A 16,583-nucleotide genomic window follows, 5' to 3' on the forward strand; every position below is an offset into this window, starting at 1 on the left:
GCGGGCCGGTGTCTTTCTTCTCCTCCCCCCTCGACTCCCCTTCCTTCCGCCTCACATGGCTCGCCGGGCTGTCCAAGAAGATCCTCGGTGCCGGAAGCAAGAACGAGCTCCTCGACCTGATCGACGACGCCCTCTCCGTGCCCGAACCGGGCGGCGACCAGGGCGTGCTGGAGGGCCTGGCAAGGCTCTACCGCGGCCAGGTCGACCAGGTCGGCAGCGTCTTCGACCAGGTCGACCGAGTGGGCCGCAAGGGTCTTCCGGAGGTGTGGGTCGGCGACACGAGCGTCCTCGCCTCCGACGTGGTGAACGCCGCCGGGCGGTCCGTGACGCAGATGAGCGAGGCGTTCCAGGGCTGCGCGACGGTGCTGCTGACGCTGGCCGACGCGATCGGCGCCGCGCAGCGCAAGGACGCGCAGGGCCGCGGACAGCTGCTGGAGCAGAAGAAGATGCTCGGCGGCAAGGACGGCTTCTTCGACGACCTGCACGAGAACGACGAGGAGGAGTGGGACCGCAAGAACGCCGCCCACCTCGGCTCCTACGCGGTCGACCTGATGCACGCCGCCGTCTCCGACGCGCAGGAGGCCACCCGCGTCGCGGCCCGCGACCTGAACAAGTGGGCCGCCGAGGCACGGGCCGGGAAGATGGAGACCAGCGAACTCACCGCCGTCGACAAGGTGATGCTCGCCGACACCGGCGTGGCGGGTGCCGACACCGAGCTCAACGAGATCCTCACGGCCGGCGACCTGACGCGCGCGTCAGCACGCATGGACCTGCTGAGCCTCGACGACGAGACGGCCATGGAGCGGATGCTGGCGAAGTCGGACAGCCCGCAGGAGCGGGCCTACCTGATGAAGGCCCTGGCCGCCGGCCACAGCGTCGCCGAGATCGGCACGTTCCAGAACAAGATCCACGGCAAGGACCCCGCCTGGATGCGCCGGCACCTCACTCCGGTGGTCACCCGCGCGGACAGCATGAAGGACGAGGGCCTGGCTCCGGACGGCTCGAACAACAACAAGGACTACGCGACCTTCGACGGCCAGCGGTGGGTCCAGGGCGGCGACGGCTCCGAGGGCACCTGCGTGGCCTCGTCCACCGTCACGTCCCGTGCCATGGTCGACCCCCTGTACGCGCTCGACCTCACCGGCGGCCCCGACGGACAGCAGGACGACGCCGAGGCCTTCAAGCAGCGGCTCGTGGCCGAACAGCACCGGCTGCACACCGAAGGCGACGGCGGCAAGAACTGGGGCGGCATGGGGCCCGAGGGCCAGGAACGGATCAACGACCGCGCCGTCGGCAGTGCCACCGGCAGTGACTACGAGCGCCAGGACCTGAACAGCGCCGCCGACCGCCGGGCCGTCCTCACCGAAGTCGAGAAGTCGGTGGCGCAGGGGCGGCCGGTGCCGGTCGACGTCTCGGGCAAGGAGGGCGCCCACGCGATGACCATCATCGCCCAGGAGGGGGACAAGCTTCAGGTGTACAACCCCTGGGGCTCGACCACCTGGGTCAGCGAGGACGACTTCATCAACGGCCACATGGGCAAGGCTTCCACCAGTGATCTCCCCAACGCGTACAGCGTCTATCTTCCGCGGTAGCAGGGGCGGTGCCGTGATCGCGGCGACCGCGCTCCTCGCTCTGGCCACGGGCTGCGGCTCGGGCACCGGCGAACCGGCCGGCGGCTCCACGAGCACCGCGAGCCACCCCACGAGCGGCGCGAGCCGCCCGACGAGCCACCCGGTGAAGGACACCAGCATCTCCGCCGAGCCGGGCGAGCGCTTCACGCTCACCGTCGACCAGAACGCCTCCACCCGCGAGTACTGGTACCTGGTCGACCCCGCGCCCGACGGCTCGGTGCTGGTCAGCCGCGGCCAGGACTACACGTCGGACTCCGGCGGCGCACCGGCGGCCGGCGCCGGCGGCCGGCTGACCTTCACCTTCGAGGCCACGGGCAAGGGAACCACCCGGTTCACGCTGCTGCACTGCACCTTCACCACCTGCCAGGGCAACACCTCCACCCGGCCCCCCGAGACGACCGGACCCTCCGCCACCCCGACCACGGGGGCGGCCGCCACCACCCAGGCTCCCGAGCGCATCACCTACACCGTCACCGTCGGCTGAGCCGCGGCGGACCAGGCAGATGAGACGAGACACCCGAGGCCCCGCCATGAACGACGACGCCCCGTACCCGCCGGACCGCACGGACGACGAGCTGGCCCGGCTCGACATCACCGTCCTGCTGCGTTACGGCCTCACCGCCGAGCCCGGCGCCCGCCGCACCGCCCTGTTCGGTGACGGCGCCGCGGCCGCGGCCGTCATCCTCGACCGCCTCGGCACGGAGCCGCGTTCGGTCGCCTTCCTCGCCGACACCGTGCGGGCCGGCGGACTCGCCCGCGCCGCGGAGCTGCCCGAGCCCCTGCCCCGGCGGGAGGCGGCCGACCTCGTACGGGAGTGGCTGCGGGCCGGCACCGAACTGGCGGGCGGGATCGCCGCCGACGACGCCGCGGCCACCTGGCTGCGCGCCGTCGCGACCGTCATCGAGCTGAAGCAGCGGACCCGGGCGCGGGGCGGGAGCACGTGACCTGAGAAGGCCGCACACCTCGCCGCGTCCCGGGCGGCCCAGGAGGGCCGGCCGGGACCTCGGGCTCAGGCCAGGTCGAACCGGTCGAGATTCATCACCTTGTCCCACGCCGCGACGAAGTCACGGACGAACTTCTCCCTCGCGTCCTGGGACGCGTAGACCTCCGAGACGGCTCGCAGCTGGGAGTGCGCACCGAAGATCAGGTCGACGGCGGTGGCGGTCCACTTGACCTCGCCGGTGGCGCGATCCCGGCCTTCGAACACGTTCTCGTCCGTGGCCGACGCCTTCCACTCCGTGCCCATGTCGAGCAGGTTGACGAAGAAGTCGTTGGTCAGCATGCCCGGCCGGTGGGTGAAGACACCGTGGCGGGATCCCTTGAAGCCGGTGTTCAGGGCCCGCATGCCGCCGATCAGCACCGTCATCTCGGGAGCGGTCAGCGTCAGCAGGTTGGCGCGGTCCAGCATGAGCGTCTCCGGCGACAGCTTCTCGCCCTCCGGGAGGTAGTTGCGGAAGGCGTCCGCCTTGGGCTCCAGCACGGCGAACGACGCCGCGTCGGTCTGCTCCTGCGAGGCGTCCGTACGTCCGGGTGCGAACGGAACCGTGACGTCGTGCCCGGCGGTCCTCGCGGCCTGCTCGACGGCCGCGCACCCGCCGAGGACGATCAGGTCGGCGAGGGAGACCCGCGTACCGTCGCTCCGGGACGCGTTGAAGTCCTGCTGGATCCGCTCCAGCGTGCTCAGTACCTCGGTCACCTCGGGGAGGTCGTTGAGCGCCCAGTCCTTCTGCGGTGCGAGCCGGATGCGTGCTCCGTTCGCCCCACCGCGCTTGTCGGTGCCGCGGAAGCTCGCCGCCGACGCCCAGGCGGTGGTGACCAGCTGGGAGACGGAAAGACCCGAGGCGAGGATCCGGTCCTTGAGGGCGGCGACGTCCTCGTCCCCGACCAGGTCGTGCTCGACGTCGGGAACGGGGTCCTGCCACAGCTGCGGCTCGGGGATCCAGGGGCCGAGGTAACGCGACCGGGGTCCCATGTCGCGGTGCAGCAGTTTGTACCACGCCTTGGCGAACGCCACCGCGAGTTCGTCCGGGTTCTCGTGGAACCTCTTCGTGATCGGGCCGTAGACCGGGTCCACCTTCAACGCGAGGTCCGTCGTCAGCATCATGGGGGCGTGCCGCTTCGACGGATCATGGGCGTCGCGAACGGTGCTCCTGGCCTCGGGGTCCGTGGGCGTCCACTGGTGGGCGCCGGCGGGGCTGCTCGTGAGTTCCCATTCGTACCCGTAGAGATTGTCCAGGTACCCGTTGTCCCACCGGGTCGGCTCGGTGGTCCACGCGCCCTCCAGACCACTGGTGAGCGCGTGGGGGCCCGTGCCGCTGCCGTAGGTGTTCCGCCAGCCGAGGCCCTGCTGCTCGATGGCGGCGGCCTCCGGTTCCGGGCCGATGTAGCTGGCGTCGACCGCGCCATGACACTTGCCGAAGGTGTGGCCGCCGACGATGAGCGCGACCGTCTCCTCGTCATTCATCGCCATGCGCCCGAACGTCTCCCGGATGTCCCGGGCGGCGGCCAGCGGGTCCGGGTTTCCGTTGGGCCCCTCGGGATTGACGTAGATCAGTCCCATCTGTACGGCGCCGAAAGGACCGGTGAGTTCCCGGTCTCCGCTGTAGCGCTCGTCTCCGAGCCATGTGTCCTCGGGCCCCCAGAAGATCTCCTCGGGTTCCCAGATGTCCTCTCGCCCGAAACCGAACCCGAACGTCTTGAACCCCATGGATTCCATGGCGCAGTTTCCGGCGAAGACCAGCAGATCGGCCCACGAGATTTTCCGGCCGTACTTCTGTTTGACCGGCCAGAGCAGACGGCGCGCCTTGTCCAGGCTCGCGTTGTCCGGCCAGCTGTTGAGGGGGGCGAAGCGCTGTGCGCCGCTGCCGCCGCCGCCGCGGCCGTCCGCGATGCGGTACGTACCCGCGGCATGCCAGCTCATCCGGATGAAGAGCGGCCCGTAGTGACCGTAGTCCGCGGGCCACCAGTCCTGCGATGCCGTCATCACCTCGAAGACGTCACGCTTCAGCGCGTCGACGTCGAGGGTCGCGAACTCCTGCGCGTAATCGAAGTCCTCGTCCATCGGGTCGGCTCCGACCGAGTGCTGGTGGAGAACCTGGAGGTCCAGCTGATTCGGCCACCAGTCCCGGTTCGTCCGGGGCCGCCGAGTCGGCGTGGGCGTCGGTGAAGGGATTGCCGGATTCTCGCTTTCACTGCCGGACATGCCCGTCCTTCTTCCTGTCTCGGTGTTCCTTCTGGAAAAGGTGCTGTGCCGCGTCCGTATGGTCGCGCACCGGAGACCACACCTCTATGAAACACGCAGAGAACCCCGCATGACAGACATGAGGGAAAGGGCCGGCCTTTCTCCTCCCGCGCCGATTTCCGGCACAAGCCGAATCCGAGGGAGCGCGAACGAACCCCTTCTGGGACCGTCGGCCGCAGGTCGTGTGATCGTTCAGTGGGCCGTGCGGAACAGGCCGTGCTCCACCTCGGTGACGAGTCCGGCGTGGATCAGCCGGTCCGGACGCCGTGTCGCCGTCCGCCGTTCCACCGGTTCCACCTGGGGGGCTTCGACGTGGGGGCGGTGGACCCGGCGGTGTCCGACGATGTCCTCGACCGTGCAGGGTTCTCGCAGGAAGGCGAGGAGCACGGCCTCCCGCTTCCGACCAGCTCAAGCCGTCCGGTTCGACGAGGAAACCGCTGTGGCCGGCCGTGTGACCGGGGAGGTGCACGACCGTCACCGTGCGTCCGCCGAGGTCGGCCCTGTGCACGGTGGACGACCAGGGACAGCGACGGATCGACGACCAGCGACTCGGCGGCACCCCGCACGAGCAGCGAGTTGGCGTGGGGGTACGCGCCCCGCCGGTGCCCTGCGAGCACGCTGACCGCGCCGTATTCCTCTCGCATCTCCTGCCTTCCTGACCGTGGGTCCTTCGCGGCGTGGTCAGCCTCGCAGCGCGGACGCGAAGATCGCCGGCAGCGCGCTCCAGCGGGGCGCCGCCGCGAAGCCGGCGAGGAGGCGGCCGGTGGTCGCGGCGATCCGGTCGGTGACGAACCAGGGCGGCTTGGGAGGGCCGGTGATCCACTCCTCGCCGGCCGGCGGACTGTCCTCCGGCAGGCGCTTGTACGCGACGGCATGGGTGTCGACGTCGTACCGCCGGGGCAGCTGCCGGCGTACGCCGGCGTCGAGCCCTCCCGGCGGCCGGGCCGGCCGCCGGGAGGGCTCTCCTTCGCGCAGGGGCGGCGGTCAGAGGTGAGGACCAGGCGGATCGGGTCGCCGACCTTGTTCTCCAGGCGGGCGACCGCCTCCGCCGCCTCGGCCAGCGGCACGTGGGCCGTGATGGACGGGGCCAGGTCGATCCGTCCGGCCGAGGCCAGGCCGACGAGCTGCTCCACGTGCTCGGGCTCGGAGCCGTAATGGCCGCGGACCTGATTGATGTTGAAGCAGAACCCGATGCTGTCGGCGATGGTGACCGGCTCCGGGGTGAGCCCGGCGAGGACGAGCGAACCGAACGGGCCGGGCACGGACGCGGCCTGGGCCCGGGCCGCTCCCACCCCCGCGAAGTCGAACGCGACGTCGAGACCGCGCCCGGCCGTCGCCTCCCGCACCGCCTCCGCGAAGTCCGGCGCGAGTGGGTCGAGGGCGAAGTCCGCGCCGAAGACGAGCGCCCGCTCACGGGCCGACGGCAGCGGGTCGACCGCGATGACCGGAGCCGCCCCGACCATCCGGGCGAGCCGTACCGCGTGGGCGCCCAGGCCACCCGCACCCCAGATGCCGACCGCCTGCGCGGGACGGACCGCGCCGGTGCCCACGATCGCGGCGTACGGGGTGGAGACCGCGTCGGGGATGATCGCGGCCCTGGTCGAAGGGCAGGTCGTCCGGGATCGGGAGGAGGGTGGCCTCGCGGGCGATCGTGTACTGGGCCCAGCCGCCGTCGTAGTCCAGACCGCGGGTGAGCGGCCGGTGGCACATCATCCGGCGCAGGCAGCCCGGCGCAGTCGCCGCAGGCCTCGCCGGCCTGGAGCACCACCCGCTGCCCGGGCGTCCAGTCGCCCTTCACGTCCGGGCCGAGGGTGTGGACGACACCGGCGACCTCGTGGCCGAGGGTGACGGCGCCCGCCTTCGTGACCGCGTCGACCGGGAAGAAGGGGCTCCGAGCACACCGGCTGCCCGCCCGAGAAACAGCCCCTGGCCGAACTCGCCGCCGCCGGCGCCGACACCTTCCGGGAGCGGGTGACCTCCGCCGGACACAGCGTCCTCGACCTGCTGGAGCGGTACCGCGCCTGCGAACTGCCCTTCGAGGGCTTCCTGGAGCTGCTGCCGGTGCTGCGCCCCCGGCACTACTCGGTCTCCTCGTCCGCCGCGGCCTCGCCCGGCGAGGTGGACCTCATGATCTCGCTGCTCGCCGCGCCCCACCGCGGAGGCGAGGGCGTCTTCCGGGGCATCGCCTCGCACTACGTGCAGACCGTCCGGGCCGGTGACATGGTACGGGCCCGGGTGCTCCCGTGCAGCGAGTCCTTCCGCCTCCCCGAGGACACCTCCGTACCGGTGATCCTGATCAGCGCGGGCACCGGCCTCGCGCCCTTCCGCGGTGCCGTGCTCGACCGGCACCACACCGGCTCGACCGGGACCCTGCTCTGCTACTTCGGCTGCGACCACCCCGACGTGGACTACCTGCACCGGGACGAGTTCGAGGCGGCCGAGGCGGCCGGCGCCGTCAGCATGCGCCCCACCTTCATGCACGCGCCCGAGAACGGCGCCCGCTTCGTCCAGGACCGCATCGCCCGCGAGGGCGAGGAGGTGTGGTCGATCCTGGAGGCCGGGGGACGCGTCTACATCTGCGGCGACGGCCGCCGCATGGCCCCCGCCGTACGGGAGGCGTTCATGGCGATCCACCGCCACCGGCCGACCCCGCTCCCGCGTGGCGCAGGATTGTCCGGAAGCGGCAGGCTGACATCCCGCCGAGCGGCCCGCCCGATGTCCATCGCCGTCCTCGGAGAGGTCCCGGCTTCATGGCCCGTCCCTACGACCATCTGCACAGTGAGGCGCTCCGCGCCCAGCTGCACCTTCCGCTGCACGAACGAACCTGCCCGATCTGTGGCCGGACTTCGGATACACGGCCACCCGGCCGCGGCGCTGCCCGGTCTGGCAGCGCAGTGGCTGCTGACGGAGCGCCGGGCCGCGAGCGCTCACGGTGTGTCCTCATAGGATGATCTTTCGTACACGGGTGGGGATGTGAGGAGGGGGACACATGACGGACAGCCGCGCGGACGGACCCTCGGCGGTGGAGTTCCGGCAGGCGCGTGAGGAGTGGATCGAAAGCAGGATTCAGGACCTCGCCAACGTGCTGGAGACCGCTGGCCCGGATCTGTACGAGCTGCTGCCGGCCGATCTGGGCGAGCGGCGCCTGGCGGCGGCGGTCACCATGGCCAGGGTGGCCACGGACGAGGCGCGCGCCCGCTCCGTGGCGGAGACCGTCCGCCTGCTCGAGCGCCTGATCCCGGGCGGGCACCGCCACGACCTGACGGGTGCGGCCCGAGCGCTCCGTTCGCGGCTGGCGTCCTGGGGCGAACCGGCCGTCTGGTCGTGGAACGCCGCCGCATGGGAGGAGATGGCCCTGTGGTGGTGGGGACGGAATCAGCCGCGCACCGGTGATCCGGCACGGGACTTCGCCGAGTGGCGTTCGCGCTGGTCTGAGGAGATTCCCTGGACCGACGACATCGACGAGCCCGAGCAGGCGCCGCGACGGCACGGTCGTACGCTCGTCACACCCGCCGAGTTCTTCGCCTCGGAACCCGAGCCGCTGAGACTGCTGGCCCACGCGGTGCTCAGGTCGCCCCGTACGATCGCCGCCGTCGAGGACGCCGTTCTGCTGCGCGAGGAGTATTTCCAGGGCGCGGGGCACCTGAGGTGGCTGGCCGAACAGCAGGCCTGCGCCGACCAGCTCGAAGCGTGGCGCAGAGCCCAGCAGGAGACCGGGTCCGAGGCCACACGGGCCTTCCTGGCGGAGCTGTCCGAGACCGTCAAGCGCTACGCCACGCTCGTGCTGCAGCCCGTCGTCGACGCGCTCTCCACCTGCGAACGCGCGCTCCTGGACGGCAGCCGGCCCGGCGCACACCGCAATGCCGTTGACTACCTCGACATGTTCCTCGACTGGCAGGTGCCATCGGACGAGGGCGCCTGGCGGGACGAGGCACCGAGCGCGGACGTGGTACGGCAGGCGCGTGAGCGCCGCGACCGGGGACAGACGACCTGGCAGGGCATACGGGGATCCCTGCCCGTTTGGTACCACATCGTCACCTCCCCGCAGGAGAAGGCCGCCGCCCTCGCCTACTCGGGGCTGCCGTCGGCCTCCGTCGTCCGCGTCCGGACCGGCGACGACGACGTGACGGTCCCAGGCCTCTCGCTGTTCGAGGGATTGTTCGACGAGGCCGACGAGTCGGCGGACTGGTATCCCGACCCCGGCATCGACGTCCCGTACGGAGCGGACAGCGCCTTCGACCTGTGTGCGCTTCTCGCGCTGGCACAACTCGGCCATGCCAGGCTGGAGTTCCTGATGGTCCACTCGGACGGGTCGGTACGCATCCTGCGCGCGGTCCGCGCGCAGGTGCGCGAGGACGACGCCAAGGCCTACCGGCGGTGGGCCCTCGCCGCGTTGGCGGAGCTGGCTCCCGATCCGGAGGACCTCGCCGACCTCCTCGCCCGCGATGAGGAGAAGGGCACGGACGAACCGGACGAGACCACCCGGCCCAACGGACCGAAGGGCACCGGTCCCCAGGGGAGCCCCATCCCGGACCAGGGCGGTACCCCCTCCGCCCGCCGCACCGCGCACCGCGCCCTTCCGCCCGAACTGCTCCGCAAGGTCAGGGCCCTGCTCCGCAAGGCGGAGGACCAGGCCGCCACGGAGGAGGAGGCCCGCGCCTTCCTCGCCAAGGCCACGGAACTCATGGCCAAGTACGGCATCGAACAGGCGATGCTCGAAGACCTCGACCGACCCGCCGGACCCGTGGACAAGGTCGTCGAGGTCCACCCGCCCTACGCCAGGGAGATGCGGCGGCTACTCAGCTGGATCGCCGAGGCCATGCGCTGCCGCTCGGTCTACCCCGGAGGCAAGGCGAACCGCCACCGGGTCCACCTCTTCGGTTTCGAGGGCGAGATCCAGGCGAGCGAGGTCCTGTTCGCCAGCCTGCGGCTGCAGATGCTGGACGGAGCGGACCGCGCCGACCGCCTGCACCGGCCGGCGGGGGAGGATGCGCGCGCCTACAAGCGTTCCTGGATGCTCGGATTCATCCGTGAGGTGACCGACCGGGTCAGGGCGGCGCAGGAGGCGGCGCGGGCAGCCGCCGAGCACGCGCAGGAGGCGGCGGAGGGCGCGGAAAGGACGGGGCGCAGTGTGGCCCTGGTCCTCGCCGACCGGTCGACCGTGGTGGCCGCACATCTGAACGATCACTATCCCCAGCTGGGCACGACTCGGCCCACGAAGTTCAAGGGGACGGGCTACTGGCAGGGCCGCGTCGACGGCCGACGAGCCGACATCGGTGGGCCTACCATCGTTCCCGACACACGCACCGAGCAATTGGTCGGCTGAACGCGCGGTAACGGACGGCGAGGGGGAGCCGTCGTCAGGTCACTCCTCGTCCTTCCCCGCCAAGTCGTTGATCAGTCGTACGAGAAGGGGGTGGACGCAGAAGCCGGAGGCTCGCATCTCACCCGGCGGGTACTTCGTCTCCAGCATCGGGACCGCCGTCTCCGCGATCTTGCCCAGCTGACGCAGACGGTCGGTGATGCGCTTGACGGGCCGGGTGAAGCCTCGGAGGGTACGGTCCTCGTCGTACTCACAGATGATGTAGACGCTGTCCGCGTCCGCGAAGCCGTCCCACTCGGCGGCATGCTTGATCACATGGACGCGGTCCTCGTACCCCTCGTACGTCAGCCGGTCGAAGAGTTCCTGGACCGCCGCGGCGGTCCAGCCGCCGTACCGGTCCTCGGCCTCGATCCGCTCGACGCGCGCGATGTCCTCGACCGAACCCTCCTGGAGGCTGAACTTCAGTACGGGTGCGGCGACTTCGAGGAAGCGCTTCGGCGTGAGCATGAGGAGCCGGCCGCCCCCGCGGGCCTTGAGCTCAGCGGTGAGTTCCGGCCGGGGACCGCGGCTGAAACCCTGTTCCTTGCGCCACCAGTCCTCCTTGCCGTCGGCCGTCACGAACAGCACGTCGCACCCGCGGCGGCCGGCCTCGCGGAGTATCTGCTCCCAGACGAGGTAGTCGCCCGCCGCCCCGTCACCGTCCTTCCTCTTGTCCATGTAGCCAGGAGGAACGCGCTTCTCGACCCGGCGCATGCCTTCCTCGACAGCCTTGTGGTGCTCCTCGGCGCTCAAAGGAGCCCCCACGCGCCCGTCGAGGGCGGGCTCCAGCCGCGCGATCACCGGATCGGCGCTTGTGTCATGCGTGATGTTCTGCCATTCGCCATCGCCGACCTTGACGATTGTTCCCCGCACGCCGTCGAACACGTCGGACAGCCGGTCGCGCAGCCGGTCGAACTCGTCGTCGGGCAGGGCGACATGATTTGCCCACGTCCGCAGCGTCTTCACCGCCTGCGTCGCGTGGCCGGCCATGTCCTCGGCGGCCTTCGTTCCGGTCGACCGGGCGTCGCTGATGGTGCCTTCTCTGTTCCGCCAGAACTCCACGAGTACCTGGTGCGGCACCCACAGCCGGTCCTCGAGCGCGCCGAGCGCCCGGAGCAGGTCGGCGCGAGCCTGCTCCGTGTAGCGGTACAGATTCAGCAGGACGTTGGCGTCCGGGGCGACCAGTCCACCGGTCAGGACGGTCGTAAGGTCCTCGGTCGTGGGAGTCCTGAAGGCCCCGAAATCGTCGAAGAGACCCCGGACACCTGTCCCAGCCGTCGTACTGTCCGCCATTGTCATCGCCCCCCGCTCACAGCTCTTCCGCGTGGTCGCGCCTGGCTGCCGCCGTCGATGCGTCCGTAGGTGACCGTAGTGCTTCGTGGGCGGTTCCCGAGGGCGATCGGCGGAGTCGTCCCGGCGGCGTGGTCGCGTTCACCGCCGGGACACCGGCCCGCCGGGTCAGCCGGCCGGTCTGGCGAGGGTCGCGGCCTCGGCGCGGAGGCTCTGGATTCCTCTCAGCGCCGTCTCACGCTCAGCGCTGATCTCCGCACCCCGGTTCGTGAGCCCGCTGAGCGACCGCTCCACCTCCACGATCCACTCGTCCAGGTGCCGCGTACCGGAGTCGTCGAGAGCGTTCCGCGTTCTGAGCGCCTCTTCCTCGAAGTGACGCCTGATCGTGTCCCGGTGCCCGTTGAGCTTCTTCCGCTCGTCCCAGTCGTGCGCAACACCCGTCAAGTCGATCAGTGGCCCCATGACCGCCATCACCCACTGCGCCTTGCCGGCCGTGTCGGCGACCTTCTCGGCTGCCTTGCCCCGACCCCACGGTTTGAACTTGCCCGTTTCGCCACTCACCTTCTTGCCGATGTTGAGCACCTTCTGGCCCACTGCGGTGCCGTTGATCCGGGTCGCGATGTCGGAGGCCAGACTTCCCTGCTCGCTACCGCCGGCCGCGACGTTCCCGATCCATTCGTGAATCCTCCTGGCGCCCGCCTTCATTCCTTTCTCCGCGACTTCCCTGACCGCACCTTCAAAGCGTGATGCGCCGTCCGGGGACACGCCGGCTGCCGTCTCGGGTGAGTCGAGGTCGTTCACCCAGGCTTCAGGCTCGGGCACCTCCGTTCCGTACTCGGCGACCAGCGCCTCGAACGCCGCCCTCATCGACGAAGAGAACTTGGTGTCGAACTCGGTCATGGTGCGGGCCAGTGCTTCCTCGACGTCTCGGGCGATGCCGGTGGGGACGACGCCGTCCTTCTCCGAGACGCCGGCAGCGCTCTTGCTTCCCGCCGCTCTGATCACGGACGCGACGACCTCCCTCTCCCTCTCAAGTGTGAGCAGCACACCCTGCTTCGCCCGGGAGATCGACTCCTCGACCTTCTTCGTGGTCTCCGCGGCCCTGAGTTCCTCGCCGTCCAGTTCCCAGTGCCGCTCGGCGTCGGTCAGCACCCGGAGGAGTTCGAACGCCTGCGCCTTCGGCCGGACACCGCCGACACCGGGCGCGACCATCCTCCGCAACTCGTCCGCGAGAGCGTCGACGCCGCTCTCCGCGAACAGCAGATCACGATGATCGGCCGAGAGGTCCGGATCGTTGATCGCGTCGATGTGGTCGCGCGCGTCGGTCGGCACGATCGGGACACGATCCGCGAAGGGCCCGAGCCGCTTGCGAATCTCATCGAGGATGACGTCGCGATCACTGTTCTCGGCGTTCATCTTGTTGACGACGACCACACTTCGGTCGGCGAACCCGTCGGTGTCGAGCGCTTCCACAATCGCCGCGGTCTCCGCCTCGCCCGGCAGTTCGCTCGTCGTCACGATCATCAGCGCGTCCGCACCACGCACACCGAGACGCGCCGCGCCGGAGTGCTCGTCGTTGCCCGACAGCGTCCCGGGCAGGTCGACGAGCGTCACGTCGTTCCACGGATACGGTGTCGGCTCGTGTGTCTTGGGCGCCGCGTCGACGAGTTCGTCGACAGCCGCCGACGGGAGCCGGAGCAGAGCCGCGATGAGCATCGACTTCCCCGCGCTGTACGGGCCCAGGAGCGCGATCCGCAGCGGGCTCGCGTCCGCCTGGGGAAGGTTCGCCACCAGTCCCCGGGTACGGGCGTGAGCGCTCAGGAGACGCTCGGCCCGTGCACTCAGCGCAAGCACGCGGGTGTTCAGACCTCCGGCGCTCTCCGTCACGCCGGCCGGATTGCCGTCAACCACCTGTTTTCCCTTCGCTCGCTCCACCGGTGCCGGCCACTGCGACCCGGCTCCCGGAGTCCGAGCGGATCTCGATCCGCTCGGTGAGGACATCCACGAGTCGGTCCCGCAGGCACGCCCGCACTTCCACGCTTCGGGACGCGTCGGTCCAGACGCGAAGTTCGACCCCTGGCGTCCGGCGCGCCGAGCGGATCGCCCCCGGGTCCCCGCCGGCAAGGGCCAGGAGTCGGCGCACCAGTACGAGGTCGATCGCATCGAGGGCGGACCGCACGGCCGACCGCAGCCGGCGGAGCTGCTCGAACCGCTCCCGGGTACGGCCGATGTCCGCGGACTGTTCCTGGAACTGGGCGGCGACGTGGGCCGTGGTGTCCTCGACGATGCGCGTCAGCCGTGCTTCTTCTCTGTCGAACCGCTCATCGAGCTCGGCCGCGGCCGCGGCCGCGGTCTCGCCGGTCCACTCGTGCTTCGCCTGCTCCGCGCGATCGAATTCACGGCTCACGGCTTTCGCCGCTCCGACCACGGCATCCAGCGCGTGGCCCACAGCCACCACGGCAGGGTTGGCCTTGGTGGCAGCCGTGGAGAGCTTCTTGGCGATCCCCCGGGCAGCAAGGGAGTCCAAGAGGGTTGTCCCCGCCCCCTCGGCAGCCACCGCGATCCAGCGCCAGACCGTCGCGTCCGGTCGCTGTCGTATGTGCAGGCCCTCGTCGTCCTGCCGCTCCTCGGCGCTTTCCCCCGCGCGCAGAACCCTCTCCCGTTTCCGTATCTCCCGCTCGATCTCCGTCACGAGGACCGCGGTGAATCCCTCCAGCTCCAGACCGGCGACGAAGTCGCTCCATCGCCGCGAGTGATCCACGCCGCCCAGGCTCGGCACCACGCCCGACAGCTCCTCTTCGGCATGATGGCGCCCGGCTGTCAGGCGGTCGCGCGTGTTCCGGCCCGCCATCCGGATCGCATCGAGCAACGCGGCCTGTTGACCTGCTGCCGAGCGTTCGAGTTCGTCCAGCGCGAGACCGATCCGAGGGAGTTCCCCGCTCACCCGGTCGTGGAACGCGGCAAGGGGTGCTCGTACGCCTTCGGCCAGCCGAACGGCACGAAGCGGAACAGCGCGCTCGGCCAGGAGCTGTGCGAGGGACCGTTCGAGCTCGGGCAGCCGGCTCGCCCGGAAGGCCCTGTCTCGCAGCTCGCTGTCCTCGGTGGACAACGCTTCGTGCGCCGCACCGGAGTGGACGGCGAGGACGACGGGCGGTGCGGCTCCGACCGCTCGGGAGACCTGCTCGATCCGGACGGCGTGACCCGACGCGGACGTGAACGCTCTCTCCGGTCGCCGGGCGAAGAGTTGCAGCCGGTCCGGCGTGTCGACTCGGTCCTTCACGTTGACGACGGCGAGCAGAGGCTTCCCGGAGAGGAGGAGCCGCTGGAGTTCGGCGGACTCCTCGTCGCGCAGCGTGTCGGCGTAGTTCCATACGACCGCGTCGGCGCTGTCGCACGCGGCCCGGGCGCGTCGGGCGTCCAGGTCGTCGTCCTTCGCGGCGACGCCGGGCGTGTCGAGGTAGGTCACGGAGCCGAGCTCGAACGCGGAGGTCTCCCGCGTGGTCCGGTGCGCTCCCCGCCCGATCCCCGCTCGGTCCGCGTCGCGCGTCAGGGCCTTGCGGAGCGTGGTCTTCCCGGACTTGGTTCTTCCCGCGACGGCCACGACCAGGCTGCCTCTCACCGCGGGCATGTCCCGCACGGCATCGCGCAGTTCACGTTCGAGCGCCCCGATGCGGCTGATGACCCCGACGAGAGGCTCGCTCTCCACCGCGTGCGCGGAGTACGGGGTTCGACGAAGGCGGGCCTCGACCTCGGCCCAGAGGGTGGACTGGACATCGCGGTAGGCCGACCGGCTGGCGTCCACCGCCCCGAGCGAATGGGAGAGTTCGTCGACCAGGGGCTCAAGGGCCGCGCGGAGATGCGGTTCGGTTCGCAGCGTGTCCATTGCCGATGCCACGCGGTCGAACAGCTCGACGTTCTTCGCGTACCAGGACTTGAGCGCTCGCAGTGCGCCGATGTCGGTCCGCGAGGCGACCGCCGGCAGACCCGCCACGAGCCGTGCGGCTGAACTCAGGGCGGGCGCAGCCGGGGAAGCGGTCGTGCGCACGGGTACCGTCACGAGCCCTTGCTCGATCACCGCCCTCAGGCTGCCCTCCGCGAGCATCTCCAGAGTGCTCCCCGGGACGGCTCCGGTGTCGCGAACGCCGATCGCCCAGATGAGGGCATCACGCCGATCCGATCTGAACCTGAACCGGGCGGCCGGCCCGAGCCAGCGCCACCATTCCGGGTGCACGGACACAACCGCCTCGTACGACTCCTGCGCGGTGACGAAGTCCTGCACCTTCTCGAGCCGAGTCACCAGATCCCGGTTCGGCAGATCCCGAGCGGCGGAGACACTGTGTCTGAGCACGAGCTCACGTGCGCCTGCCGCCTGCCGGCCGCCCCGGCGGTGACGACGCAGGTCGGTCACCGCGCCATCGACGTCGATCTCGAAGATCGTACGCCAGATCTCCTTGGGCCACCCCTGATCCGCACGCCGGCACTGCTCCAGGACTCCAGGCAGTAGCCGTTCCGCGAGCGCCACAGCCGCGAGGTCCGCCCGAAGCGCTTGCGCCGTCACACCGTCGAACGCCTGGAGATGGGGCCGTAGCCCTTCCAGGTGCATCAACTCTCGCAGGGCTCTGGCCTCACCCGGTGTCAGAGTCCGGCCCCGGGCCGTCGCCAGACGGACCAGCTCATGTTCCTCGACGCACGCCGCCACGGCATCGGATATCCGGTCAAGAGTGGTCCCGGACGGTGGCACACCGGCACACCCGCACGCTTGGGCGACCGCCGCCACGCCCTGGGCGAGTTTCTCGAGCGAGGCCGGCCCGGCCATGGCGTCGACGCCCAAGGGTTCGAGCAGGAGGGCCAGCACCTCAGCCCTGAGACTCTCCGGTGGTGTCCGGACACGCGTGTGCATGTAGACGCGGACTCCCTGGACGGGGAAACGGTTGCACGGACTCGTGGGGAAAATGTGTTCCCGGGCGCTGACGTGGTGCAAGCGCTGCCGCTGCGCTACGCGGACACCGGTGGCGGCACGCCTCCGAGGTGGAGTCCTCCAGCGAGGCCCGGTCGCCCT

Annotated in this window: 9 protein-coding genes and 2 pseudogenes; 5 read left to right on the forward strand and 6 right to left on the reverse strand. The window is 70.6% G+C overall.

What is annotated here, in order from left to right:
- The first annotated feature begins 8 nt into the window (after positions 1-8).
- Genes FHS34_RS18210 through FHS34_RS18220 form a run of 3 tightly spaced genes read left to right on the forward strand, consistent with a single transcriptional unit; the run spans position 9 to position 2,575 of the window.
- On the forward strand, positions 9-1,592 hold the full coding sequence (locus FHS34_RS18210; protein ID WP_184966566.1) for a peptidoglycan-binding protein: 1,584 nt from the start codon (positions 9-11) through the stop codon (positions 1,590-1,592).
- A gap of 13 nt (positions 1,593-1,605) precedes the next feature.
- Complete coding sequence (locus tag FHS34_RS18215; RefSeq protein ID WP_184966567.1) at positions 1,606-2,115, forward strand: protease inhibitor I42 family protein; 510 nt, start codon at positions 1,606-1,608, stop codon at positions 2,113-2,115.
- Positions 2,116-2,161: 46 nt separating this feature from the next.
- On the forward strand, positions 2,162-2,575 hold the full coding sequence (locus tag FHS34_RS18220; protein ID WP_184966569.1) for a hypothetical protein: 414 nt from the start codon (positions 2,162-2,164) through the stop codon (positions 2,573-2,575).
- Between the two features lie 65 nt (positions 2,576-2,640).
- Here the strand turns inward: FHS34_RS18220 and katG are convergent, their stop codons facing one another.
- From katG to FHS34_RS18235, 3 genes and pseudogenes are all read right to left on the reverse strand, one after another.
- The gene (katG, locus tag FHS34_RS18225) at positions 2,641-4,833 is read right to left on the reverse strand and encodes a catalase/peroxidase HPI (protein ID WP_184966571.1); all 2,193 of its coding nucleotides are present in this window, start codon (positions 4,831-4,833) and stop codon (positions 2,641-2,643) included.
- A 231-nt stretch (positions 4,834-5,064) separates the two neighbouring features.
- On the reverse strand, positions 5,065-5,259 hold the full coding sequence (locus tag FHS34_RS42605; RefSeq protein ID WP_225817526.1) for a hypothetical protein: 195 nt from the start codon (positions 5,257-5,259) through the stop codon (positions 5,065-5,067).
- 605 nt (positions 5,260-5,864) lie between these two features.
- Positions 5,865-6,724, reverse strand: a pseudogene (locus FHS34_RS18235) (zinc-binding dehydrogenase); the annotation flags it as partial.
- A 38-nt stretch (positions 6,725-6,762) separates the two neighbouring features.
- Between FHS34_RS18235 and FHS34_RS18240 the strand changes: the two are divergent.
- Both FHS34_RS18240 and FHS34_RS18245 read left to right on the forward strand, forming a co-directional pair.
- Positions 6,763-7,509: pseudogene (locus tag FHS34_RS18240) on the forward strand (ferredoxin reductase domain-containing protein); the annotation flags it as partial.
- Between the two features lie 352 nt (positions 7,510-7,861).
- Positions 7,862-10,198: a DUF2786 domain-containing protein gene (locus FHS34_RS18245; RefSeq protein WP_184966573.1), complete on the forward strand. Its 2,337-nt coding sequence runs from the start codon at positions 7,862-7,864 to the stop codon at positions 10,196-10,198.
- Positions 10,199-10,237: 39 nt separating this feature from the next.
- Here FHS34_RS18245 and FHS34_RS18250 read toward each other — a convergent pair whose 3' ends face one another.
- The 3 genes from FHS34_RS18250 to FHS34_RS18260 form a co-directional block, all read right to left on the reverse strand.
- Complete coding sequence (locus FHS34_RS18250; protein ID WP_184966575.1) at positions 10,238-11,527, reverse strand: PIN-like domain-containing protein; 1,290 nt, start codon at positions 11,525-11,527, stop codon at positions 10,238-10,240.
- 165 nt (positions 11,528-11,692) lie between these two features.
- A complete protein-coding gene (locus tag FHS34_RS18255; RefSeq protein ID WP_184966587.1) occupies positions 11,693-13,435 on the reverse strand; it encodes a GTPase in 1,743 nt (580 codons plus the stop codon).
- Entirely contained in the window at positions 13,428-15,821 is a 2,394-nt protein-coding gene (locus tag FHS34_RS18260; protein ID WP_184966596.1) for a GTPase, read from the reverse strand. The genes FHS34_RS18255 and FHS34_RS18260 overlap by 8 nt, the downstream gene beginning before the upstream one ends.
- Positions 15,822-16,583: the final 762 nt, after the last annotated feature.

Source organism: Streptomyces echinatus (genome assembly GCF_014203595.1).
Lineage (GTDB): Bacteria > Actinomycetota > Actinomycetes > Streptomycetales > Streptomycetaceae > Streptomyces > Streptomyces echinatus.